Raw genomic sequence first — 24,953 nt, 5'->3', positions numbered from 1 at the left:
ATCTGTTTTTAGTTCGAGGAAGCCTCGATAGCTTCAGTATTCACAGTTAGGATATCCGACTGCAGCCCGGGAGAAGTCACGCGGATCTCAATTTCACCAGGTTGTTCCGAAAAGCTTCTCACAATGCCAAGCCCCAAGCCATTAAACGCATTTCGTTGGGGAGACTTGAAAGAGACAAGGCTCGTGGAGTCGCCATTGTCCGTAGCGACCAATTCCCCCGCTCCACTCACCTCGAAACTTAGGGGAACATCAGAGTCGGGAACCCAAAGGCCTTCCGAGTCCAATACGCGAACCGTGATAAACGAAAGATCGTATCCATCAGCCGAAATCTCCGTCCGGTCGGCTTCGATGCTTAAGCGAGTAGCTTCGCCCGTGGTCTCAACCTCGCTTCGAGCCCATTCCTTACCATTCTCGTATGCAATAACCTCAAGTTTACCCGCTTCAAATACAACGTCATCCCAACGAATCCTGTATTCAAAATCGCCTTTCTTTTTTCGGCCCAGAGACTTGCCGTTCAAGAATAGCTCCGCTTCATCGCCCGAAGTAAAAACATGCACTGGCGTCACTTCCCCTTCCCTCTCCTTCCAATTCCAATGAGGCAAAATATGGACCATCGGTAGATCTGGCCTCCAATGAGCTTGGTAAAGGTAGAAGCGATCTTTTTTGAAACCGGCCAGATCGATAACGCCAAAATAGGAACTGCGAGCCGAGTAGTAGGGAGTTGGCTCGCCCAGATAATCCCAACCGCTCCAGACGAATCCGCCTCCCACATACGGATGACGTTCGAGAGAGCCTAGCACCTTGTCTGCCGAAGATCCAAACGGAGCTGTGTACAACTCGTAGGAACTTACTTGAGCGCTCGACGGATCCCCTCCTGCGCCATCGGCAACTGGTGCACTGATTCCATCTACAACGGGAAACAAGTACTCGCCCCGCGAGCTCACTGCAGCCGCATTCTCGCTACTGATTATCAACTTCTCGGGATAGGCGTCATGAAACTTAGGATACAAGGGAGGCGTATTAATTCCCTTCAAGTGGGCGTAGGCTGGCGCATTACGAATACCTTCTCCTTGATAGTTCAGACTGATCGTATCGGTCACAGCCGTGATAGGCATGTCCGGCTTCGCGTAGTTAAATGACGCAGCCGTCGGACGAGTGGAATCTTCCGACTTCACGATGTTCTGAAGGCGTTGAGCTACCGCAGCTCCTGCTTCGTCAGTGTACTGCTCCCCTACTTCATTGCCGATGCTCCACATAATGACAGATGGGTGATTCCGGTCCCTCCGCAAAAACGCCCGCATGTCTGGCTCACTCCACTCCGGAAAAATAAGGTGAAAGTCCAATGGGGTCTTTTTCCGCTCCCAGCAGTCGAAAATCTCGTCGACCACCAAAAAGCCCATGCGGTCCGTCAGCTCCAGAAGTTCAGAAGCGGGCGGGTTGTGGGCTATCCGGATCGCGTTGCAGCCCATCTCCCGCAACATCTCAAGTTGGCGTTCCGCTGCTCTCAAATTAAATGCGGCCCCGAGAGCTCCGAGATCGTGGTGCTGATTTACTCCCTGTAGATAGATCCGTTCCCCATTCACGAAGAGTCCTTCTCTCGCATCGAACCGCAAATCGCGGATGCCGAATTTCGTCTCGTACACATCCACTGACTTTTCACCAAGGAGCAAACTCGTCCGGGCTAGGTAGCGATGCGGCGTCTGGGAGGGAGCCGGCCCCCACAACTTGGGATTCTCCAACTCGAGGGTTGACGAAATTTTCGAGACGCCACCCGCCTCAACCTCGACCTCTCTTTTCTCGAAACTCGCTACAGCTTCCCCCTGGACATCTCCGTTTTCATCCAATTCATAAAGTTCCGTCGCGACTGTGATCTTTTCGGAGCTTTCTGAAGCGTTCTCTATCTCCACATCTAAAACCACCTGGGCGGACTCTTTCGTCACCTTTGGGGTCGTGACAAAGGTGCCCCACTGTCGCACACGAACCGCTTGAGTGGTGCTAAGCCAGACATTTCGGTAGAGGCCTCCACCTGGATACCAGCGCGAAGAATACGGCGGATTGTCGACGCGGATAGATATTTGGTTTGCTCCCCCGAACTCGAGATAATCCGTCAAATCGAGTCGCCAGGAAGCGTAGCCATACGGCCAGCCACCGACCAGGGTACCGTTGCACCAAACCATGGCATAGGACATGGCTCCGTCAATTTCGAGGAAGACCGACTTCCCCTCGTCCTCAGTAGGGATGTCCAAGCTTTTCCGATACCAAGCAACTCCAGGGCTGGGCAGTCTGCCCATTCCGCCTCCCACAGCAGCATCTTTGCCCTCCATAAAAGGTCCTTCAATCGCCCAATCGTGAGGCAACCGCACCTCTTCCCAGCCGCTGTCGTCAAAATCGAGCTGATTGAATGGGAATTCCGCCCCGGGACTCTGTCCCTCGGGTCTTGCATGGCGATCCGCAGGGTCGGCAATGAAGGCGTTGGCGGTCGGCAAAACCCAAGGATTCAAGACCGTTCTGTCTACTTTTACTGCTACTGCCTCGGTCGGCTTTGCATCCGCTGCCTTCCCATCCTCGCCGTCCAAAACTTCAGGCCTTACGTCGTAGATCAGATCATCCGCGAGTTCCGCCGACTCGTACTTCATAAATTTCCAGCCCTCGTTCAGAAGCACCCTAGTGCGACCTTCATTCCGGTCGGAAGCCGGCCAAGCGGCGAGGCAAAAAGATGCGGCAAGGGCAAGAGCCACCGACAGGCGGAGCATGACAGGATATGACTTGTTCACGGGGCGTGGGGTTGAGGGTTGGAGAAGCGAATACAAACGACCAGCTCGCTTAAAGTGAGCCTCTATCACGGCCCATGGCAACCCATTTGCCGAAGCGAGTAAGCTTGTTCATTCCAACGATAGAATAGGCGGTCCGCTAACCACCTTGCTGCGGAGGCCTACTGCTGCCGCGTAGTGGGGCCATCTACCCAAACCGCCGGAATGGTGGTAGTGGAGGCAAATTCCGGGACCCCGTAATCGTTGCGGTGCAACTGCCCGACCAATAGCTCCGTCGCTCGGCTGCCAATAGTTCTCGGACACAAATCCAAGCCACTAACAGGCTCCTCGCTCATGTGCGTATTGAGACAACAAAAGCCAACCTGCTCCGGAATATTCAGTCCCATGTTCTCCATCCAGTGGAAAACCCTCATCTTGTGACAAAGCACCACGTCCGGCTTTTCGCGAGCGTACCACTTCCTGAAACCTTCTTCGTTCAAATCATTAGTCACGTAAGGAGCTGGAGCCTGCGTGCCGGAGTCCTTGAGACAGTGCATCCGGAAGGCGGCCTCCCAGCGACAAAGGAGACGCTCGTCGTGCAGTGAGTCGAGCACGAAGCCGGGACGCTTGTAGCCGAGCTCCTTGAGCTTATTGAGAGCTACCACCATAGAGCGGAAGTGATCGGAACAGACCGTGTCCAACGCAGGGCGTTGAATGATATAGTCGGTATAAATTCCAGCGAATTTCTCCCAACCCAGGTTGCTGATGTCAGGCTCCGTGGATGCCGGGAGCAGGATCACCCCGCGAATACCGCGTGAATTAAGAATCGTATCGAGGCGGGAAACGGTGAGCAGCTCGCTACCCATGACAAAAAGCTCTGCCTTGAAACCGAGTTCCAAAGCTTTTTCCCGGCAGCCCTCGGAAATCTGCTTGTGGTAAAGGGCTGCCGCTTTGACGCGCTTCTCGGGGCATTCAAGGTCGACAACCGCTAGAACGCCTTGGAAAACGCCCACCGAAGAGCGCCTCATCTCCGACATCAACGCGCCTGCCAGCGGGTTGTAGCGATAGCCTGCCTTTCGAGCCGCATCGAGAACTCGCTCTCGCGTCTCCTTTTTGACCTTGGGCTTGTTTCGAAGCGCGTCGGAAACAGTGGTGTGTGAAAGGCCCAACTCTCGAGCCAACTCTCTTACGGAACTCATCGGGATTTTTTAAAATTAAGGGATAGTGACTGGGGGGAAATCGCTCAGCGCAAGGGGTTCGCGTCGCTTCTTACCGTCAGAAAACTCACGAATCGCCAGTTCGGGCAAGCCATAATTACTTAAAACCACACTTTTGAGCGCGACGGAAGCCGTGCCCAAGGTCCTCCCAGACAACCCCGAAACTATTCGCCCATTGAACTCATTCCTTCCAAGCTTTGGTCAACGCATCGCTATTCTTAGAGCGATCGATTGGATGAGTTGGCGATAAGCGAGATGGCAGGTTCGAAATCAAATGCCGTAGGATTGGGGTCCTGGAACTCGAGCGACGCCACAACCGACTCCCCCTATGGGGAGCTCTGCGTGACTGGCATAATGCCAAGGGGCAAGAATAACCCCCTAAACGTCGCCCGAGCGAACAAGAGTCAACTACTCAAATAACCCCCCATTCCCAATGAACAGACGCGATTTCCTGATCAAAAGCGCTTTTGCCGCCGCAGTGCCCCTCGCCATGAGCGGGACAACTCAATCCCTCTTTGCGCGACCAGCTACCAAAAAGCCTAAAGCAGGCGAGAAAGCAATTAGTTGGCTAGATGGAGAGGCTCCCGAAGCGATGGAGGGAAGCACTTGGGGCCTGCCTTGGCCCCAAGGAGAGCTTCAGACAGAGGATGCCCTAACGCTTAAAAACGAAGCGGGCGAAGAGCTTCCGCTCCAGACCTGGACCACTGCCTACTGGCCAGACGGTTCCGTCAAATGGACAGGTCACGCCATCGCCGCCACCTCTGCGGCGAGCCAAACCCTTTTCGTAGCCAAAGGAAATCCAGTTAAGCCAGCTTCACCTACACTCGTCACCGACCGTGGAGCATACCTGACCGTGGAAACCGGACCGATCCGTTGCGTTATACCTGCACACGGCGACGTCATTTTCACTTCCATCGAACGCAACGGCAGAGCCATGGCAGAAAACGCGCGACTCATTGGCTACCGGCAAAGCAAGCCTGAGTTCGAAGCGGGCGAAGCCCACGATACTGAATCATTCCTCGGCCGAACTAAAAAAGTCGAGATCGAGCAATCCGGCCCCGTTCGAGCCGTCATCAAAGTAACCGGGACTCATCTGACTCCCGCAGGACGCGAATGGTTGCCCTTCACCCTGCGGCTTTATTTCTACGCCGGAAGCGAGTCCGTTCGCATGTCTCACACCTTCGTTTACGATACGGACGGAAAATCAGACTTCATCAAAGGCATGGGGCTTCGCTTCGATGTGCCGATGGTCGACGAGCAACACCAACGCCACGTCCGTTTCGCCGGAGAAGGCAAAGGCCTCTGGGGCGAAGCGATCCGCGGTATCACCGGACTACGCCGTGACCCCGGACAAGCAGTCCGCGAAGCGCAAATCGCCGGACTCCCCACTCCTCCTCTTGAAGAATGGGACGAGCGAGTAAGCTCGCGTATGCAATACATCCCTACATGGGGAGACTTTTCTCTTTCCCAAGAATCTGCCAACGGCTTCACCCTTCGCAAACGTACCAAGCCCGGACACGGCTGGATCGACGTCGACCAAGGCAACCGAGCCGCAGGCGTCGCCTACATTGGAGGCATTTCCGGCGGAGTTCTCTTTGGCATGCGCGACTTCTGGCAGTTGCACCCAGCAAAACTCGATATCCGAAATGCCAATACGGATCTGGCGGAAGCCACCGTTTGGATCTGGTCGCCCGATGCTCCCGCTATGGATACACGTTTCTACCACGACGGTATGGGCATGGACACTTACGAGGAGCAGTACGACGGCGGACTTGCCATCACCTACGAAGATTACGAGCCAGACCTCGGATCTGCATATGGCGTGGCACGTACTACTGACTTCACTCTTTGCGTCGTGGAAGCCACTCCTTCTCGCGAACGCACGACCGCTCTGGCCGAGTCAATCAGTATGCCAGCCATGCTGACCGCGACTCCTGAATACTACTTAGCTAGCGGGGTTTTTGGCAGCCTATGGAGCCTGCCTGATCGATCCACCGAAGCGAAAAAGGAAATCGAAGACCGTCTCGACTGGGCCGTCCAATACTACAAGAGCCAGATCGAACAAAGACACTGGTATGGATTCTGGAACTACGGGGACGTTATGCACACCTACGACCGCGATCGCCATGTCTGGCGCTACGACGTAGGCGGCTTCGCATGGGATAATTCCGAACTCTCGCCCGATCTCTGGCTTTGGTATTCATTCCTGCGCACAGGCCGCAGGGACGATTTCCGTATCGCGGAAGCTATGACTCGTCACAACCGCGACGTAGATATCTACCATGTTGGCAAATACGCCGGCCTCGGCTCCCGCCACAATGTCCAGCACTGGGGATGCTCCGCGAAACAGCTTCGTATCAGTACTTCAGCGTATCGCCGATTCCACTACTTCCTTACAGCGGACGAACGTACCGGCGACGTCTTAAACGAAGTCACCGAGGCGGATCGCCAACTCGCCAACCTCGTCCCAACCCGCAAGCTCAAAGGCCGAACCGCGACCCCGTCGGCTACTCGCATGGGCATCGGCACCGACTTCGGCTCCACCGCCGCCAACTGGTTGACTGCGTGGGAGCGCACTGGTGACCCTAAGTATGGAGGATGGCTGAAGGATGCCATGAGTAAGATCGGCGGACACCCGCTCGGATTCTTCGCCGGAGATTTCGGATACAATCCGGATACCAAAAAACTGCTTCCTCCAGAACACTCGCAACCCGGTGTATCGCATCTCAGCGCCGTATTCGGTTTGGTCGAAATTTGCGCCGAGCTGATACAACTCATCGACGATGACAGCTTCCGCGACGCTTGGCTCCAATACTGCACCTTGTACAACGCTCCAGCCGAAGAGCAGAAAGCGGTCCTTGGTACTTCCTTCCGCCCAAACCTCGTGCAAGCGCACTCGCGCCTGACGGCTTACGCCGCCCAACAAACCGACAACAAGAAACTCGCCGAGCGCGCCTGGGTCGAGTTCTCGAAAGAATGGGGCGGAAAAAAGACGATTGGCACAAACCATTTGGAAGGTCCGAACGTATTAAACCCAGTGGACGAAGCGGCTTGGGTTTCTACAAACGACTCCTCCCAGTGGGGACTTGCCGCCATTCAAAATTTAGCCTTGGCTTCCGAGGCCCAATAACCCCCTTTCCCAAACAACATCCCAATGTCGAGAACCATCCGTTTATCACTGCTAGCGATTTTCTTCGCCAGCATCTTCGCGGCTTCCAGTAACGCCGCGCTAAAACAGGAGCTGACGCTCACTCCCATGCCCGCAACCCCGGTCGAATTGACCGGCACCTTCAAGGGCAAGGTGGGCGACACTTTTGTGATCGCTGGTGGAGCAAGCACCGCTGTCTATTCGCTTGGACCCGGAGCAGACGCTTGGGAAAAGATTGGCGATCTTCCTGCCAAGCGATCAGCAGGAGCTGCGGTCTCCTTCCAAGACGCTCTCGTACTGGTAGGCGGAAAGAGCGAAGGGATCTCCCTCAAGAGCGTGACTCGAATCATACCGGAAGGTGACTCTATTCGCATCGAGGAACTCCCCGAGCTGCCAGTCTCCATGGCTTCGCCGGCTGCGGGGCTAAACGTATCGACACTCTACGTCACCGGTGAATCGAACAAACTCTACACCTTGGACCTCTCCTCTTCGGACTCGACCTGGACAGAGGCAGAAGCCCTGCCAGAAGTCGCTCGCAATGGTGCCTTTCTGGTCAAATCGGTTGAAACCATGAATGTCATCGGCGGATCCGACGCCAGCGGCATTTCCATTCCTTCCGCAGTTTCCTACCACGCCCTCTACGGCTGGAAAGCTGGGCACGACAACGCGCCTGAAGGCACAGTGACCAGTGCAGTACGCCTAGGCGACGCTCATGCGGTAGTGACTGTTCGCAATGGCGAATTCGCGGCCGCCTACCTGTATCACATGGTTGGCGACACCTGGATCGCTCTCCGTGAAGGCTACGACAAACTCGCTCCGGACACGGTTGCCATCGCCGGCAACAACGACTTCTACTTCCTCTCCAGCACGGGTTCATCTCACGCCACATTTGGAACTCCAGAAACCAACTACGGCTGGTGGGACCATCTCTCGGTAGCGCTTTACTTCGTAGTGATGCTCTGGATCGGGATGCACTTCGCGAAGCAAAGCAAGAGCTCAGAGGACTACTTCCGTGGCGGACACAAGATACCGTGGTGGGCTACAGGGATGAGCCTCTTCGCCACGGGTGCGAGCGCCATGAGCTTGATGGCCATGCCGGGAAAGGCTTACGCCGGGAACTGGGCCTTCTTCGCGATTAGTATCTACTCGATCTTGGCTCTACCAATCTCGCTATACTTCTTCGCCCCTATCGTTCGTAAGCTGAACTTCGGCACCGCCTTCGAATACTTGGAAGAACGCTTCGGTCTTTCCGTGCGCATCATCGGCAGCTCGATTTTTGCAGTTTACCAAATCCTCGGACGCATGGGTGGAGTATTGCTACTTCCGTCTTTCGCTCTGGAGGCGATCGCTGGTATTCCGATGCAGGTCAGTGTACCAATCATGGGACTGGTTACCATCGCTTACACCTTCCTCGGTGGTCTTTCCGCTGTTATCTGGACCGACACCATTCAAGGCTTCGTCATGGTCGCGGCAGTCGCCGGCTGTCTGCTGATGGTATTCCTGAAGATCGAAATCCCGATGTCCGATGTTTGGACCATCCTCTCCGATAACGACAAACTCCATGTCTTCGACTGGGGCTTCAACTTGACGGAAGAAAATGTCTTCACCGTCTTCGTGGGAATCATCGCGGTCACCATGCTAGGTATCGGCGACCAAAACTACGTGCAACGCGTCCAGTGCGGGCCTTCGCTCAAGTCTACCAAGAAGGCGATCGTTACGCAGATGGGCGTCGCGGTCCCGATCAACATTCTCCTCTTCGCCTTGGGCACCGCGCTTTTCATTTTCTACAAGCAGTCCCCTTCCGACCTAAACCCGGTCATGCGCAACGATGGCATCTACCCATTCTTCGCCGCTCAACAGTTGCCTCCTGGTGCGTCTGGCCTAGTCATCGCCGCTCTTCTTGCCGCGACCATGTCCACAATTTCCAGCAGCATCTGTAGTGTTTCAAACCTCGCGGTGGACGACTTCTACAAGCGTTTCTCCAAGGCGCCAACCGAAGCCCAAGCAGTAAAAGTGGGTCGTATCGTTACGGTTCTCGTTGGCCTTTTCGGTATCGCTTCCGCCTTCTATCTAAACTCTTTCGATACTCCTTCGATTTGGGACCTCGCACTCCGCGTAGTAAGTATCGTAACCGCAACTACAGTGGGTATCTACGCTCTGGGTCTCTTCTCAGACAAGGCTAACGAAATCGGCGTGCTCGTCGGTATCGCTTTCGGTATGGCTGCCACCTATTGGATTTCAGCCGAAGGACTCTTGATCTTCTGGCTCTACCCTGTAGCCGGCTCCGTGATCACCTATGTGGTTGGACTCGCGGTCAGCATCGCAACAGGCGGCAACCAGAAGGATATCGACGGTCTGACCTTGGCCACGCTGAAGAATCGAAAAGGCGGTTTGGATGACTAATTTCGTTCATCTATTCGCTTACTTCACTCACAACGGCCAACACGGCATGCGGCTCGCCTCGAGCCGCGACGGCCTGACTTGGGAGGACATTCCCGGGACAGGCTACGTGATCGTTCCAGAAGAGGGTCTCATGCGAGACCCTTTTTTACTCCGAGCAATCGACAAAACCTACCACTTGATCTGGACCACAGACTGGGAGTCGAAGGACATAGGCTACGCCTCTTCGAAAGATCTCGTCAATTGGAGCCCACAACGACGAATCCCCGTCATGGCGAAGCATCCAAGTGTCCGGAACTGTTGGGCGCCGGAAATGGTATTCGACCCCAAAATCAAAAAGTACCGCATCTATTGGGCCTCCACTGTTCCAGCCCTTTACCCGGAAGACTCAAGCAGTTCAGAAAGCGGATACAATCACCGTATGTGGTCCGTCACTACCACGGATTTTGAGAACATATCCGAGCCAGAGGTTTTTTTCGACCCGGGCTTCAACGTAATAGACATCACGCTTCACCAAACACCAGACGGCCAAATCCGTCTCATAGGAAAAGACGAACGCTTGGATCCTGAGAAAAAGGATTTGTTTTTCTGCGAAGCCAAATCACACGGCGGTCCCTTCTCTCCTCCCTCGGATCCATTCACCGATTCATGGGTGGAGGGCCCTGCCTGTCTGCAAATCGGAGAATGGACTCACGTCTACTACGATGTGTATCGCGAGAAAAGGTACGAAGCGAAGCGGACCAAGAACTTCAAAAGATGGGAAGACATCTCTGATCGGCTGAGCTTCCCGAAAGGCGCTCGTCACGGAAGCATGCTAACCCTCTCAAAAACTGAATTCGACCATCTATTCCCCAAGGAAAAATGAGAAAAACGACTCTCGCCCTCTCCTCCCTGCTAATTGCATCGGCTTGCTACGGATCTTCTAGCCTCTCGCTTGATTTCGGAACAGACTCCCCCCAGACAGGATTCGAACAAATCGCCTCCACCGAGAGCTTGGAAGTGCTTTTCAGCGATCAGGCCAGCATGAAAGCCGACTGTCTCGAAATATCGGGACAATTCATCATGGCTCTGCCTGTGGAGGAGGGAAACTACAACGTGACGCTGCACCTCAAGCCAACGGCGGAATCCGAGATCTTTAGCCTCAAGGCCGAGTCCCGCCGACTTCTGCTCAACCAAGCTCCGCAGAGTTCGACTCAAGATTTCCAATACACCGTCACGCTTAACACGCACCGCACAAGTTTGAAGTCAGGCGGGGAAGTTCAGCTTAAAAGCCGCGAAGTGGATACTTGGCTCTGGAATGATAAACTGGAATTGGAATTCACCAGCGAACACCTACTACTCGACGCCATCGAGATAACGCCTGCTCCCCTCGTTCCGACCCTCCACATTATCGGCGACTCCACAGTGGCCGACCAAAGCAGCGAACCTTGGACAGGCTGGGGCCAGATTTTTCCCGTATTCCTCAAACCGGGCATCGCGGTGGTCAACCACTCTTCCTCCGGCTTCGCATTCAGCTCCTTTAAGGGAATGCAACGTTTCGAAAAGGTACTCGATACCCTACACCCAGGAGACGTCGTTATCATCCAATTCGGCCATAACGACCAGAAGGAAAAAGGCGAGGGCATCGGACCCTGGGAATCCTATACCAACTACATTCACGAATTTGTTTCAGCCATTAGAGCAAAAGGAGGAAGGCCCGTCCTCGTTACCTCCATGAAGCGACGAAATTTCGATTCGGAAGGCAGGTTAACCGAGACCTTGGGAGACTACCCGAAGGCGGTTCGCCAAGCGGCCAAGTATCTGCAAGTCCCGCTCATTGACCTCAACTACATGAGCGGAGCGTTTTATTCGGCCCTAGGACCCAAGGATTCCAAAAACGCGTTCGTGCACTACCCTGCCGGGAGCTACCCGGAACAAGAGAAGGACCTCGCGGACAACACGCACTTCAACCCCTATGGCGGACACCAGCTTGCCCGCTGCATCGTGGAGGGCTTGAAGCTAGCCGCTCCCGAACTGGACTCCTTTTGGGTCGAAGGCTTAGGCGAATACGATCCGGGCTCTCCAGATTCCTTCGACTCGGTTCAAATCCCAGCTAGCCCAATTTCAACCGCCACAAAGCCGTACGGCAACTGAGGCAAGCATGAGGCGTGGCTTGCTGGCCACGCCGCTTGAAAGGTTAATCCTTAAAAGTCACGTCCCAGACGCGACTGTAGGTCGACTCCTCTTGGCCATCACTAACGGTAAGGGTCACCACGAAATAACCCGCCTCTTCATAAACGTGAGTCGGGTTTTGCTCACTGGATGTAGTTCCGTCTCCAAAATCCCAGGACCAGCTCTCAACGTCACCAATTGATTGGTCTGCAAAACGTGCCTCGCGCTTTTCGTGATCCAAGCTGGCAACCTCCCATTTCGCTTTCAGATCGGGCAACAACTCCCCCTCAATCGGCATTAAGCGAAAGGCAACCAACTCCGAAGCCTGACCATACATGGTGTGGCTTCGCGAGAGATTCCAAAAGCCATTGTTGCGAGTGCTCTCTTGGTCATCGTAGTCGATGATCGCCCAAGCCAGACCGATGAGCTTGTCCTCTCGCAAAATGCTCGGTACCGCTCGCTCCGGACCTTCGGCTCCCGCGTAGTCAAACGGGGTTATCCAAAACTCTAGCTTCAGCTTCCCGCCCTCTCCGGGCTCAAAATCGTAGGTGTAGGCGTAATTCGAATACGGCAGAGCCTTCAGCCATTGGGCGGGTCCCCAGTACATGCACCAGTCCTTGTCGCGGGCAGGGGTGAAGATGTGATAGTTCTGGGCGTGAGCTCCGTGCATGGCCATCCAGGCATCCCCTTCGCTCATTACTTCCTCGTTTTCGCGGAAGCGATCGATCAAGGGACCGCCGGACAAGTCTGCGTCCACCACGATTTCAAAGGTATCGTTCTTCAATCCGGGCAGAGCGAAATCCCAATAGTCGTCGTAGGCTTCATAGAGAAAATAGAGCCGGTTCATTCCTTCTACCCAGCCAACTTTCACGCTGATATCTAAGCTCTCTGGAAGGTGGCCTTCATGCTTGCCCGAATCTTCCCAAAGCTCCTCCGTTCCCACGACATAACTTTCCGGAACGAGGTCCCAATCCGATGCATCCCCATCGATGCGAGGAATCTCGTCGGCTGGAAATTGAAAGACTTTGAATTCCACCCCTTCCCGCTCCAGACCGAAGGCCTGCGAAACGAGGGCGACGCTTAACGCGAATCCCGCGACCTTCATTGCTCAGCCTTTCCGCCAACGCGTTTCTCAACCTTGAAATCATCTATTTCCAAGTGACTCCAAACCGTGCGGAATCCGAACCAACCCTTTTTCAAAGGCTCCGGATCTTCGTATTCGAAAACCAATTCGCCGTCGCGATAGTAGCGAGCTCCGTCCTCGTCGGCGATCAATTCGATCTCGTACTTGTGGTCGCTCTTGAGAAGATGCTCTTCATCCCGTAAGTCATAGCCTTCCAACAGCGGTTTTTCTCCCTTACCGAGATAGCGGCGGAAACGGGTGGTCCCATTGTGATTTCCTCCGTAGCCCACGTAATAGAGACGCAAATCGTCGTACTGGGCGAAGGCGCCTTCGCGGCCGTGACCTTCTTTGAAGAGATCCTCGGGATGGTCGGGATCGCTAGCCATCCAAAAGCAATTCATGTCGGAAACGCGTTCTTTGGAGGTAACCGTAACCGAATAAGTGATACGCAACGGCCCCTCGAGCTCGTTAACGTACCAGACGCTGCAACCCTTTTTGTCCGCAATCACCAGTTTTCCATCTTCCAGATACACGGAACCGCCGGGCTGTTGTTCAATACGCCAGTTCGAGAGATCGCCGGAAAAGTCGTCCGACGCGATAGTCTCGTAGGCTACGTCTTCATTCGCTTCGCTCATGGTAGTAACTGTGAGGATAAAAGGTAGGGTTAAGAGTGCCGAGAAAAGCCGCTTGGTAAACATACGTTGACCAGCCTCGCACCTCCCAGAATACGGTCAAGCCCTACAGCGACCTTACCGTCTGACCGCATCCAAGCCTTAATCCAAATACCTAACCCATCTTGGTGATCCACTCGAGCTCGACCAACTGCTCCGAACCGTCTAGCTTGGTAACTTACCCAACCCCAGATCTGACAGTAAGCAAAAAGCTAGATCTTCAATCGATTCTCATCGATTGCCTAAGCGACGAATTCTGAAGTAAATCCATCCTTTTCGAATCGCCACTCCAACTCGATTTAACCCCTTCAGATAAACAAATGGATAACACATCACTCACCACAGGCGGCTTCACCCTACCCGGCGAAGCAGGTTACGAAACCCTCACGCTCGAGCTCGCTAAGAAATGGGGAGCCGACGTCATTCGCGACTCGGACGGCACCCAGCTTTCTTCCGAAATCACCGAGTCGGACTACGACATCTACTCGACTCTCTGCCTCGTACGGGCTGACAACGAGTGGGCCAAGGCAAATCCGACCAAGCTCCAGCAATGCTGCGTCATGAGCGAGCCTGTTACCGCCGACGGCGAAACCGTGACCGTCGATCTCCTGAAAGGCTACTTCAAGGAGCAGTTGGTCATCAATTCCGACGATGACCCCAAAGAGTGGTGGCAAGTTTTCGACCGCACTAGCGGCGAAGAAGTATCCACCGACTGCTGGTCCTTCGACAAGGAAAAGGGTTCTGTCACCATCGAGTCCGCCATCAAGTGGCACCGCTACACGGTCAACTTCTTCTGCTATCGTATTTGGGAAGAGATCTCCATGTACAACCACGTCACCAATGACTGGGGCGACAAGGAGCACCTCATGCCGATCGATCCGATCCACCCGGAAGCCCGCGACCAGATCCGCGAATACCTTGCCAAATGGCTTGCTGATCATCCGAACACCAAGGTGGTCCGCCTGACCTCCATGTTCTACAACTTCTGGTGGTTCTGGGGCGATCCTGCCAAGCAACGCTTCATCGTAAACGACTGGGGCTCCTACGAATTCTCCGTTTCCACCGAAGCGATCCGCCAGTTCGAAAAGCAGTTCGGCTACCGTCCAAAGAGTGAAGACTTCATCAACGCGGGCCTCTACAACAATTCCTACAAAGTCCCCTCCAAGCTCTACCGCGACTGGATGGACTTCATCAACCAGCTCGTCGTCTCCTTCGGCAAGGAGTGCGTCGACCGTATCCACGAAGCGGGCAAGCTGGCCTTCGTTTTCTATAATGACCACTGGATCGGCATCGAGCCCTACAACGAACGCTTCAAGGACTTCGGCTTCGACGGAATCATCGACGGCATTTTCAATGGCTTCGAAACCCGCAAGGTAGCCGAATGTCCCGCGGTCAATGTGCGCGAGCTTCGCATGCACCCCTACCTTTTCCCAACCGGCGTCAACGGGGAACCTTCCTTCTTGCCGGGTGGCAAGCCAACCGAAGAGTGCAAGCGCTACTGGACCGACATTCGTCGCGCCCTCCTTCGCAAGGGCTGCGATCGTATCGGCTTCGGCGGCTACCTCCACCTCGTTGAAAACCATCCGGACTTCGTCGACTACATCGAGGAGCTGGGCAATGAGTTCCGCCAACTTCGCGGCCTCCACCAAGCCGGAGCTCCGGAAGAGCTTCCGCTCAAGGTCGCCATCCTGTCCGCTTGGGGCAACACTCGAGCTTGGGCCTGCTGCGGACACTTCAACCATGGCAACTACTACAATGAAGCCATGGAATCCGTTTCGGGACTCGCGGCGGAGACCGTCTTTATCTCCTTCGACGACATCCTCGAAAAGGGCATCGATCCATCTATCGACGTTATCATAAACGCCGGCATCGTGGATGACTCTTGGTCAGGCGGCGAATACTGGAAAAACCCAAGCATCGTGGAAGCCCTTTCCGCCTTCATCGGCGAAGGCGGCGGATTCATCGGTATCGGCGAGCCGAGCTCGCAACGTCATGGATCCCAGTACTTCCAGCTAGCTCACATCATGGGCGTCGATCGCGAGATCGGCCTGACCAGCGCCTTCAACCGCCCTGGCTTCGAAGTCGTTTCCGATCACTTCATCACGGCGGATACAGACGCTTCCTTGGACTTAGGCAAGACTGTCGATAGTATTTATCTGACCGATACATCCGCCAAAGTGCTGGCCGCGAAAGGAAATTCTCCAACCATCGCGGTCAACGAATTCGCCAAAGGCCGCTGCGTGTATCTTGCAGGCCATACCTACGAAGCGAAAAACCTCCGCGTTCTGCTTCGTGCCCTCTTCTGGGCAGCGGGCAAGGAATCGCTAGTCGAGAAGGGCTTCAGCTCCAACCTCTATTGCGAGTGCGCCTACTATCCGAAATCCGGAAAGCTGGTCGTCATCAACAACTCTAGCGAGCCGCAGACGACTTCGATCTCCACCGCAAGTGGCGCGATCGAAATCAGTCTAGAGCCCAACGCGTCTAAGATTATCGACCAGCCAAGTCCGGTTTAAAAAAATCCTTTGCCTACCCCCCGAAACCATGCCCCACCTAAAAAGCGTTCTATTTTCACTCAGCCTCATTCTTCCCGCCCTGCCCTCGCAAGCGCAGGTACCAGATTTGAAGGAGGCTACGAGTGAGAATAAACCATGGACGCGTTGGTGGTGGCATGGCTCGGCGGTTAACAAAGAGGAAATCACCCGGGAGTTGGAAAGCTTCGCCCAAATCGGAATCGGGGGAGTCGAAATCACTCCCATCTACGGAGTCGAAGGGAAAGAGGAGCTCGAGACGGAATTCCTTTCGGATAAATGGCTGGAGCTCATGCGCCACGCGGGCCTGGAGGCAAAACGCCTTGGTATGCAGATGGACGTGGTACCGGGCACTGGATGGCGACTTGGACACGAACTGGTTCCGGATAACGAGCGAGCTGTAGAACTGGAGCTCCATCGCCACACCAACGCTGAAGGCGAAACCAAGGCATACGAGATCACAGCGGAACTAAGCGGAGAACGCGTCAAACGCCCCGCGCCAGGAGGATCTGGATACACGATCGACATGCTTGATCAGGATGCGGTCGCCAACTACATCGACCGCTTCAATCGGACCTTTTTCAATGCGGTTTCACCAGACCTAGTGAGAGCGGTTTTCCACGATTCGTGGGAATACGAAACGAATTGGTCTCACGATTTCCAAAACGAGTTGATCTACCGTAATCGCTTCAACTCGCCCGAGATGTATTCGATTTTCGATCCGGAAAACGAATCAGTTTCAGAGGAGCTTAAAGAGCGCTTCCGCTACGATTATCGCGTCACCATGGAAGAGCTTTTGCTGGAAAACTTCAGCGATACCTGGAACCAGAAGACGCACGCCTTCGGCTTGATTACCCGAAATCAAGCCCACGGTTCACCGGCCAACCTCCTCGACGTCTACGCCAAAACCGATATCCCAGAGACGGAGATTTTCGGCGACGAAGAACACTTTGTTATCCATAAGTTCTCTTCCTCCGCTGCCCACGTTACCAAAAAACGCTTGGTATCATCCGAGAGCTTTACCTGGCTTTCGGAACATTGGACCAGCGATCTGGCCAAGATCAAACGGGCCACCGACTACCTCTTCCTCTGCGGAGTCAACCACCTCTTCTATCACGGTACCGCCTACTCGCCGCAAGATGCCACTTGGCCGGGCTGGGTCTTCTACGCGTCTACTCAGGTCAACGACCGCAACCCGATTTGGAACCATCTGCCAGCTCTCAACGACTACATCGCTCGCTGCCAGATGATCCTGCAAGCGGGCCAGCCCTACTCGGACATCTACCTCTATTACCCGGCCGCCGATCCCTACTCCGAAGTTGGCGGCACCAAACTTCGCCAAAACATCGATGGCAAAAACTGGCTTCTGGGAACCGACCTAGACGCGACAGCCGAAGAGCTCTGGGACGCTGGTGTGCATTTCGACTTTATCTCCGACCGGCAACTCGCAGACTTGGCAGCTTCCGTAGAAACTTCGCCTACCATCGTTCTGCCGATCTTCGAACGCATCCCCCTCAAGACTGTCGAGTCGCTCATAAAGCTAGCCCAAGACGGCGTATCCGTCATTTCTCTACAGGACCCAAAAAACTGGAAAGTTCCCGGTTTCGCCAATTGGGAGTCACGGCAAGCCGAGCTCGATAAACTGGTCGAACAGGCTCTTGAATCAAACTACATCCAAATCGGCACTGTTGCATCCATCGAAGAAATGAGCCCGGACACTTGGCAAGACTCCGACGGATTCCGGACCATTCGCCGAACCTTGCGCGACGGCACGCCTAGCTACTTCATCGTAAACCGGAGTGACGAGACAAAGACCGTCGAGCTGACTTCCCTTTCAGAGGCCGGCACCTGCACCCGTTTCGATCCTTGGACAGGGCAAGCCGGATACGTCAAATCAAGCGGAGGAAGCCTAGAGCTCACCCTCAATCCCTTCGAATCCACGTTTATCTTCGCAGGCAAGCCGTCCTCAGAGAAGACACCTTTCCTCAGCGACTCCGACTTAAAAATAGCTAAGGCATCAATTAAACTCGCCGGAAAATGGAGCCTTTCTTTCCTCAAGGGAGGTCCAGAACTTCCCGCAACGAAGACGCTGGATGAGCTCGCACCTATCAGCGAACTGGGCTACCCAAGCCTCGAAGCTTTCGCCGGCCTACTTGCCTACGAAAACACTTTCGAACTCTCGGCAAAGGAACTGAGTTCAGACCTGCTTCTCGATCTCGGATCCCTTTCCAGCAGCGCTCAAGTATTCGTAAACGACGAACTCGTCAGTACCCTAATTCGCAGCCCGTATACCAGCAGAATCCCTGCTGAGTTTTTGCAAAAAGGGACTAACACGCTCCGCATCGAAATCGCGACCCTAGCTGACAACCGTATCCGCGATCTGGATCGCCGCGAAGTCCCATGGCGAATTTTCAAAGATATCAATTTCGTCAACATCGACTACCGCGCTTTTGACGCATCGGACTGGGAAGTCTCACCCTACGGCTTGTTCGGTCCCGTCTCCGTTACCCCTGTTCATTAATCGCCCCAAAAAATGAAGAAACGCACCGTTTCCCTGATCGCTGCCGCCGCCCTGCTGAATCTCGCTTCAGCCACGCCTAAACTGGAAAAGCTAGACCGTGGTTTGGTTGGAATCCATCAGGCCGACGGTTCCGTGGCCCTATCATGGCGACTGTTTGGCAATGAAGCTCCAGACACCGCGTTCAACGTGTATCGCGAGGTCATACAAGAGGCGGATCATACCGACTGGGGAGATTATGCTTCCCGAAAACCGAAAGAGAAAGCGGTCGAAAAACTTAACGCCCAGCCACTGAGCGGCCCAACCTTCCTATTGGACAGCGAAGCGGCTCTGCATCAGAAAACTCGATACATCGTCAAGCCTCTTGTTGATGGCGAAGAAAAAGGAGTCGTCGGGACCTTTACCTTCGATGCGATGCCTCCGGTTCAGCCTTACCTTAGCATCCCCTTGCAGACTCCAGAAGGTTACACGCCCAACGACGCCTCCGCCGCTGATCTGGACGGAGACGGCGACTACGAGATTATCCTAAAGCAGGAAAACAGGGCTCAAGACAACTCCCGTCGCGGCATTACGGATCCTGTATTCATCCAAGCATACAATTTGGAGGGAGACATGCTTTGGCAGATCGATCTGGGCAAAAACATCCGGGCCGGAGCGCACTACACCCAGTTCATGGTTTACGATTTCGACGGCGACGGAAAAGCGGAACTAGTCTGCAAGACCGCCGATGGCACAGTCGATGGATTGGGCAAGGTGATCGGCGACTCGGATGCGGATTGGCGTAACGACAACGGCTACATCATCACCGGCCCTGAGTTCCTCACCGTCTTCGATGGTGAAACCGGGGAGGCTCTCGCCACCACGGATTATCTCCCCTCTCGTCACCCAACCATCGCAAATCCGAGCTCTGAGGAAATGAAAGCGGTATGGGGAGACGGGTACGGCAATCGCATGGACCGCTTCCTCGCCGGAGTGGCCTACCTCGATGGGGAAACGCCATCCATAATCATGTGCCGCGGCTACTACACTCGCTCGGTTATCGTAGCTTGGGACTGGAAGGACGGAGAACTGAGCGAACGCTGGCTCTTCGATTCCGATGCCTCCGAGGAGAACCGTCCCTTCCGCGGACAAGGCAATCACAGCCTCTCAATCGCGGACATTGACGAGGATGGCAAAGACGAGATCATATACGGAGCCATGGTGCTCGACCACGACGGAACGGGCCTCTACAGCAAGGGTTGGGGCCACGGAGACGCCCTGCACGTTACCGATCTTGTTCCCTCTAACCCAGGTCAGGAGATCTTCGACATCCAAGAGCGTTTCGACGATCAGGGCATGAGCATGCGCGACGCCGCGTCGGGCGACGTTATCTTCACCATTCCCTCCATAAAGGCCGCCGAATCAGGAGGCGACAAAGGCGAAGGTCCAGGCCGCGGCATCGCTGTCAACATGGACCCCCGCTATCCAGGAGCCGAGAGTTGGGCAGCCGGAGCGGGCATGACCAAGGTCTTCAGTTCTACTGGAGAGTATATTTACGACAAGCCTGAGGGTATCCCTACCAACTTCGCGATTTGGTGGGATGGCGATCTGCAACGGGAGTTGCTAGATCAAAATTTCATTCTCAAGTTCAATCCGGATACCGAAGAACTGGATACACTGCTAACCGCTCACGCAAGCACCTCCAATAATGGCACCAAAGCGACTCCCGCCCTTTCGGCCGACTTATTTGGCGACTGGCGGGAAGAAGTCGTATGGCGAAGCCGCGACAATTCGGAACTTCGCATCTACACCAGCACCATCCCAACCGAACACCGTATGGCCACTCTCATGCACGACGCTCAATACCGCGTGGCGATAGCGTGGCAAAACGTTGCCTACAACCAACCGCCACACCCAAGTTTTTATTTGGGAGACGAAGCCCCCTTGCCAGAAAGGGAGTCAGTCTCCGTCGTCGGCGAATAAGGAGTTCGCCAGCTTCAAGCAGAATTACAACTATCAATTCTCATGCCTCTCATAGATAAACCGCTTCCCGAACTGGAAACTTATCTCGGCCGAAATCCACGCCCTGCGGATTTCGACGACTATTGGCAAAAGGCCCTCGCGGAGCTCAACCAAGTTAAGCCCGAGTACACCTTGACGCCGAGCTCTAAAATCGTGGCTAGCTATGCAGAATGCTTCGACCTCGTCTTCAAGGGCGTGGGTGGAGCCGACATCTACGCTCAATACCTGCGACCCAAGGGGGCCGAAAACGCCCCGATTCTCCTTCAATTCCACGGCTATTCCGCTAACGCGGGAGACTGGTACGAAAAGCTTGGATACGTGGCCGAAGGATTCTGCGTGGCTTCTATGGACTGCCGCGGACAAGGCGGACTCTCCACCGACCCGGGTGGAGTGAGCGGAACAACACTAAATGGCCACATAGTCCGCGGACTAGAAGACCCCGACCCCAAAAAGCTGCTCTTCCGTTCCATATTTTTGGATACCGTGCAGCTGGCCCGCACCATCATCAGCTTTGAGGAAACGGATGAAAATAGGCTAGCCGTTACGGGTGGTTCGCAAGGCGGTGCGCTCACTTTGGCCTGTGCCGCGCTCGAACCACGCGTCAAGTACGCCGCCGCCATGTTCCCCTTCCTCTGCGATTATCAACGCGTCTGGGAAATGGACCTCGCCAAAAAGGCCTACGAGGAGCTTTCCTACTATCTACGCCGTCGCGATCCACAGCATGAAAATGTGCAAGCTATGTTCGAGAAGCTCGGCTACATCGATATCCAGCACTTGGCTCCGCGCATCCAAGCCACCACTCTCTTCGGCACTGGACTGATGGATGACGTCTGTCCCCCCTCTACTCAATTCGCAGCCTACAACCGGATCTCTGCTCCCAAGAGCATGGAGATATTTCCCGATTTCGGGCATGAAGCGCTACCGGGATTTCAAGACAAAGTATTCAACTTTCTGATGCAAGTACGTTAGATAATTCAGAAAAGGTCCCCCGGCCTTAAACAAAACATCGCACCAAACGCCCCATGTTAAAATTTATAAGCCTCGCGGCTACTCTCTCACTGCTACTCTCAATGTCCACTAGCTGTCACGCCTCCACTACAAGCTTTCCAAATCCTCTGATCGAGCAACGGGCTGATCCTTGGATCTACAAGCACGACGACGGATTCTACTACTTCATCGCGTCCGTTCCTGCCTATGATCGCATCGAATTGCGACGTTCCGAAACGCTCGTCGGACTAGCCGGGGCGGAGCCGACCACAGTTTGGCACAAGAAGGACGAGGGTCCGATGGGAGCCCACATCTGGGCTCCAGAGCTGCACCGCATCGATGGAAAATGGTATATCTACTTTGCCGCAGGAGACGCAGAGAACATCTGGAATATCCGTGTGTATGTCTTGGAGACAGCAGACTCAAATCCCCTGGAAGCGAACTGGACGGAAAAAGGAAAAATCGAGACCGAGTGGGAAAGCTTCGCCTTGGATGCGACCACCTTCGAACACAAGGGAGAGCTGTACATGATCTGGGCCCAATACGATCAGGAAAAGCCCAGCAGCTCGAACCTCTATATTTCGAAAATGGAGAACCCATGGACACTGAAAGGTGAGCAAACCTTGATCACTACTCCAGAGTACGATTGGGAACTGCAAACCTACCGAGTAAACGAAGGACCCGCGGTACTAAAGCGAAACGGAAAGATCTTCGTCTCCTACTCTGCCAGCGCCACCGATCACAGCTACGCCATGGGCTTGCTGCATGCCAGCGAGGAAGCAGACCTTCTCGATGCCGACAGCTGGGAAAAGAGTCCCGAACCGGTATTTCAAACCAATGTAGAGAACTCGATCTATGGCCCGGGGCACAACAGCTTTACCACCGACGAAGACGGTAAAGACGTGCTTGTGTACCACGCTAGGAACTACAAGGAGCTCATCGGAAATCCTTTAGTCGACCCCAACCGCCATACTCGACTGAAATATTTCACTTGGACCGACGAAGGCATGCCAGACTTCGGAACTCCGCAGCCGGACAGCCCAGCGAAAGTCGCCGACAAGCCGCTCTTTCGCGATCCGGTTTTCGACGGCACGGCGGATCCAGTTGTCCTTTGGAATCCCGAAAGAGCCCGCTACTGGATGTTCTACACCAACCGTCGGGCCAAGGCAGACGGCCTATCCGGAGTGGCTTGGGTTCACGGAACACACATTGGTATCGCCGAATCCACCGATGGCGGAGCGAGCTGGAAACACTACGGGACCGCGAACATCAACCTGCCCGCCTCGATCGATATCGAGGAGGAAACGCATTGGGCTCCCGAGGTTATTACCGCCCCAGATGGCACGCATCACATGTACCTCACATTTGTGCCCGGCGTATTCGAAGATTGGAGGCATCCTCGCGACATCATGCACCTCACGAGCGACGACTTGGAGAACTGGAACTACCAATCCACCCTCAAGCTTGCCACCGATCGCGTGATCGACGCCTGCGTGTACCTGCTCGAAGACGGAACCTGGCGCATGTGGTACAACAATGAACGCGACGGCAAGTCGATCTACTACGCCGACAGTCCGGACCTTTACACTTGGACCGACAAGACCAAGGTCATCGGAGACAAGTCGGGCGAAGGTCCTAAGGTTTTCCGTTGGAAAGACAGCTACTGGATGGTTACCGATGTCTGGCAAGGCCTGGCAGTCTACCGCTCCGACGACGCCCTGAGCTGGACTCGCCAAGGAGGCGACAATCTTCTCGAATTCCCTGGTAAAGGCGAAGACGACCGCGTCAAAGGCGGACACCCGGATGTAGTGGTGCAAAATGACAGAGCCTACCTCTTCTACTTTACCCATCCAGGCAAGACCAGCCCTGACCTGCCAGACGGCTACGAAACCCGCCGCTCCTCACTTCAAGTCGTAGAGCTAAAGTACGAGGATGGAATCATCTCTGCGGACCGCGACGAACCGACTTACATTAAGCTGGATCCTCGCTTCCTTCCTTGGCATTGATCCTTCTACCGTATCCCCCAAATCAACCCCCAAAAAAACCTGAATGTCCGAATCAACGAACTCCGAAACCTCGGAGTACGAGCGCGAGCCCGTACCTGAAAAAGCCCGCCTTGGCTTCAAGAGCTTTATAGGCCAATACGCTGGAGAGCACACAGCCGGTACCGAACTAATGATCGGTCCGCTCTTCGTCGCTGGTGGCGTCGGCATGGGCGACCTGATCTGGGGCCTTCTGCTCGGCAATCTTCTTGCCGTGTTGAGCTGGACCCTCATGACCGCCCCTATCGCCACCCGCGTGCGACTGACTCTCTACTATCAATTAGAGAAAATCTGCGGGGTGAGGCTCGTCACCTTCTACAATATTCTGAACGGGGTGATGTTCTGTTTCCTGGCGGGCTCTATGATCACCGTGTCTGCCACTGCCCTCGGCGTCTGGTTTAACTTCCCGATGCCCGGTTTGACGGACGTGTATCCAAATAGCTTTGCGTGGGTCGTCGCCACGCTTGGCATGGGCATTTGTGTGGCTTTCATAGCGGCAACTGGATACAAATTCGTATCAAGCTTCGCGAATATCGCCGCCCCCTGGATGGTGCTGGTTTTCATCGCCTTCGGTGTAATCGGTCTCCGAGACTTCATCAACGAAACTGGCACCACGGTAAATGGTATCGGCGATGTCATTACACTAGCCAAGACCACCATTTGGAGCGGTGGAGAGCCGCTCGCCGGCCAAGCGAAGATGACTTTCTGGCACGTGCTCTTTTTCGCCTGGTTTGCCAATATGGCTATGCACGTAGGTATGTCGGACCTTTCGGTTTTCCGTTTCGCCAAAAAGAGCTGGTACGGAATCGCCAGCGGCACGGGTATGTATCTAGGTCACTTCCTAGCTTGGATCGCAGCTTCTATCCTCTACGCCCTACAGCTCCATCGCGATCCAAGTAACACCGACGTACTGCCTGGCCCGATGACCGCGCAGGCCTGTGGGGCGGTAGGACTCATTTGCGTGGTGATCGCTGGTTGGACAACGGCCAATCCAACTATTTACCGAGCCGGGCTCGCCTTCCAATCAATCGTACCGAAAGCGAGCCGCTTCAAGGTTACCTTCGCCACCGGAATTCTAGCCGCCGTGGCCGGAACATTCCCCGGTATCGCCATGCAGCTTTTAGGATTCGTAGCCCTTTATGGACTGTTACTGATGCCCATGGGAGCTATAATATTCTGCGACTTTTGGCTTCTGCCAAAACTCGGCCTGCGCTCGAACTTCGCAGAGTTCAAGCAACTAAAAGTGAACTGGGCCGCAGCGGTTGCCTGGATCCTCACTTTAGCGATCTGCGTGGGACTCGTCCTTAACGGCAGCATAGACATATTCTTCGTTAGCCTGCCGGGTTGGTTCTTAGCCGCCGCCCTTTACATTGTAATTAGTAAAGTCCTACAAAACAAAGCAGCCAGCCAAGCTTAA

13 protein-coding genes and 1 pseudogene are annotated in these 24,953 nt (G+C 54.7%); 10 read left to right on the top strand and 4 right to left on the bottom strand.

Going from position 1 to position 24,953, the window contains the following annotated elements; all coding sequences use genetic code 11:
* Positions 1-8: 8 nt before the first annotated feature.
* Together galB and H5P27_RS03080 are read right to left on the bottom strand one after the other, a co-directional pair.
* Positions 9-2,753 carry a beta-galactosidase GalB gene (galB, locus tag H5P27_RS03085; protein WP_185658984.1) on the bottom strand — a complete coding sequence of 915 codons (2,745 nt, stop codon included), beginning with the start codon at positions 2,751-2,753 and terminating at the stop codon, positions 9-11.
* Between the two features lie 179 nt (positions 2,754-2,932).
* Entirely contained in the window at positions 2,933-3,949 is a 1,017-nt protein-coding gene (locus tag H5P27_RS03080) for a LacI family DNA-binding transcriptional regulator (RefSeq protein ID WP_185658903.1), read from the bottom strand.
* A gap of 451 nt (positions 3,950-4,400) precedes the next feature.
* On the opposite strand from H5P27_RS03080, the gene H5P27_RS03075 reads away from it, so the two are divergent.
* Genes H5P27_RS03075 through H5P27_RS03060 form a run of 4 tightly spaced genes read left to right on the top strand, consistent with a single transcriptional unit; the run spans position 4,401 to position 11,648 of the window.
* Positions 4,401-7,097: an exo-rhamnogalacturonan lyase family protein gene (locus H5P27_RS03075; RefSeq protein WP_185658902.1), complete on the top strand. Its 2,697-nt coding sequence runs from the start codon at positions 4,401-4,403 to the stop codon at positions 7,095-7,097.
* Positions 7,098-7,121: 24 nt separating this feature from the next.
* Positions 7,122-9,518: a sodium:solute symporter gene (locus H5P27_RS03070; protein ID WP_185658901.1), complete on the top strand. Its 2,397-nt coding sequence runs from the start codon at positions 7,122-7,124 to the stop codon at positions 9,516-9,518.
* Positions 9,511-10,380, top strand: a complete 870-nt coding sequence (locus H5P27_RS03065) for a glycoside hydrolase family 43 protein (RefSeq protein ID WP_185658900.1) — start codon at positions 9,511-9,513, stop codon at positions 10,378-10,380. Before H5P27_RS03070 ends, H5P27_RS03065 begins: the two co-directional genes overlap by 8 nt.
* Complete coding sequence (locus H5P27_RS03060) at positions 10,377-11,648, top strand: rhamnogalacturonan acetylesterase (protein WP_185658899.1); 1,272 nt, start codon at positions 10,377-10,379, stop codon at positions 11,646-11,648. The genes H5P27_RS03065 and H5P27_RS03060 overlap by 4 nt, the downstream gene beginning before the upstream one ends.
* A 43-nt stretch (positions 11,649-11,691) precedes the next feature.
* Here H5P27_RS03060 and H5P27_RS03055 read toward each other — a convergent pair whose 3' ends face one another.
* Positions 11,692-12,771 carry a PKD domain-containing protein gene (locus H5P27_RS03055; protein WP_185658898.1) on the bottom strand — a complete coding sequence of 360 codons (1,080 nt, stop codon included), beginning with the start codon at positions 12,769-12,771 and terminating at the stop codon, positions 11,692-11,694.
* Positions 12,768-13,424, bottom strand: coding sequence for a DUF6250 domain-containing protein (locus H5P27_RS03050; protein WP_185658897.1), 657 nt, complete (start codon positions 13,422-13,424; stop codon positions 12,768-12,770). Before H5P27_RS03050 ends, H5P27_RS03055 begins: the two co-directional genes overlap by 4 nt.
* 356 nt (positions 13,425-13,780) lie before the next feature.
* Here H5P27_RS03050 and gnpA point away from each other — a divergent pair, with 356 nt between their 5' ends.
* From gnpA to H5P27_RS03020, 6 genes and pseudogenes are all read left to right on the top strand, one after another.
* Positions 13,781-15,973, top strand: coding sequence for a 1,3-beta-galactosyl-N-acetylhexosamine phosphorylase (gnpA, locus tag H5P27_RS03045; protein WP_185658896.1), 2,193 nt, complete (start codon positions 13,781-13,783; stop codon positions 15,971-15,973).
* A gap of 28 nt (positions 15,974-16,001) precedes the next feature.
* Positions 16,002-18,509: a glycosyl hydrolase gene (locus H5P27_RS03040; RefSeq protein ID WP_185658895.1), complete on the top strand. Its 2,508-nt coding sequence runs from the start codon at positions 16,002-16,004 to the stop codon at positions 18,507-18,509.
* A 12-nt stretch (positions 18,510-18,521) separates the two neighbouring features.
* On the top strand, positions 18,522-20,468 hold the full coding sequence (locus H5P27_RS03035; protein WP_185658894.1) for a rhamnogalacturonan lyase: 1,947 nt from the start codon (positions 18,522-18,524) through the stop codon (positions 20,466-20,468).
* A gap of 42 nt (positions 20,469-20,510) precedes the next feature.
* On the top strand, positions 20,511-21,476 hold the full coding sequence (locus H5P27_RS03030; RefSeq protein WP_185658893.1) for an acetylxylan esterase: 966 nt from the start codon (positions 20,511-20,513) through the stop codon (positions 21,474-21,476).
* A 101-nt stretch (positions 21,477-21,577) separates the two neighbouring features.
* Positions 21,578-22,531: pseudogene (locus H5P27_RS20030) on the top strand (glycoside hydrolase family 43 protein); the annotation flags it as partial.
* A 1,012-nt stretch (positions 22,532-23,543) separates the two neighbouring features.
* Positions 23,544-24,953 (top strand): purine-cytosine permease family protein, encoded by a 1,410-nt coding sequence (locus H5P27_RS03020; RefSeq protein ID WP_185658892.1) that lies wholly within the window; start codon positions 23,544-23,546, stop codon positions 24,951-24,953.

The organism is Pelagicoccus albus (assembly GCF_014230145.1).
Taxonomy (GTDB): domain Bacteria; phylum Verrucomicrobiota; class Verrucomicrobiia; order Opitutales; family Opitutaceae; genus Pelagicoccus; species Pelagicoccus albus.
The sequence above is the reverse complement of the archived record's forward strand: the minus strand, read 5'-3'. Positions and strand labels throughout refer to the sequence as shown.

Bases quoted from the DNA above. Each gene is read 5' to 3' on its own strand.
- galB (WP_185658984.1), bottom strand. From the start codon at position 2,753: ATGCTCCGCCTGTCGGTGGCTCTTGCCCTTGCCGCATCTTTTTGCCTC.
- H5P27_RS03080 (WP_185658903.1), bottom strand. From the start codon at position 3,949: ATGAGTTCCGTAAGAGAGTTGGCTCGAGAGTTGGGCCTTTCACACACC.
- H5P27_RS03075 (WP_185658902.1), top strand. From the start codon at position 4,401: ATGAACAGACGCGATTTCCTGATCAAAAGCGCTTTTGCCGCCGCAGTG.
- H5P27_RS03070 (WP_185658901.1), top strand. From the start codon at position 7,122: ATGTCGAGAACCATCCGTTTATCACTGCTAGCGATTTTCTTCGCCAGC.
- H5P27_RS03065 (WP_185658900.1), top strand. From the start codon at position 9,511: ATGACTAATTTCGTTCATCTATTCGCTTACTTCACTCACAACGGCCAA.
- H5P27_RS03060 (WP_185658899.1), top strand. From the start codon at position 10,377: ATGAGAAAAACGACTCTCGCCCTCTCCTCCCTGCTAATTGCATCGGCT.
- H5P27_RS03055 (WP_185658898.1), bottom strand. From the start codon at position 12,771: ATGAAGGTCGCGGGATTCGCGTTAAGCGTCGCCCTCGTTTCGCAGGCC.
- H5P27_RS03050 (WP_185658897.1), bottom strand. From the start codon at position 13,424: ATGAGCGAAGCGAATGAAGACGTAGCCTACGAGACTATCGCGTCGGAC.
- gnpA (WP_185658896.1), top strand. From the start codon at position 13,781: ATGGATAACACATCACTCACCACAGGCGGCTTCACCCTACCCGGCGAA.
- H5P27_RS03040 (WP_185658895.1), top strand. From the start codon at position 16,002: ATGCCCCACCTAAAAAGCGTTCTATTTTCACTCAGCCTCATTCTTCCC.
- H5P27_RS03035 (WP_185658894.1), top strand. From the start codon at position 18,522: ATGAAGAAACGCACCGTTTCCCTGATCGCTGCCGCCGCCCTGCTGAAT.
- H5P27_RS03030 (WP_185658893.1), top strand. From the start codon at position 20,511: ATGCCTCTCATAGATAAACCGCTTCCCGAACTGGAAACTTATCTCGGC.
- H5P27_RS03020 (WP_185658892.1), top strand. From the start codon at position 23,544: ATGTCCGAATCAACGAACTCCGAAACCTCGGAGTACGAGCGCGAGCCC.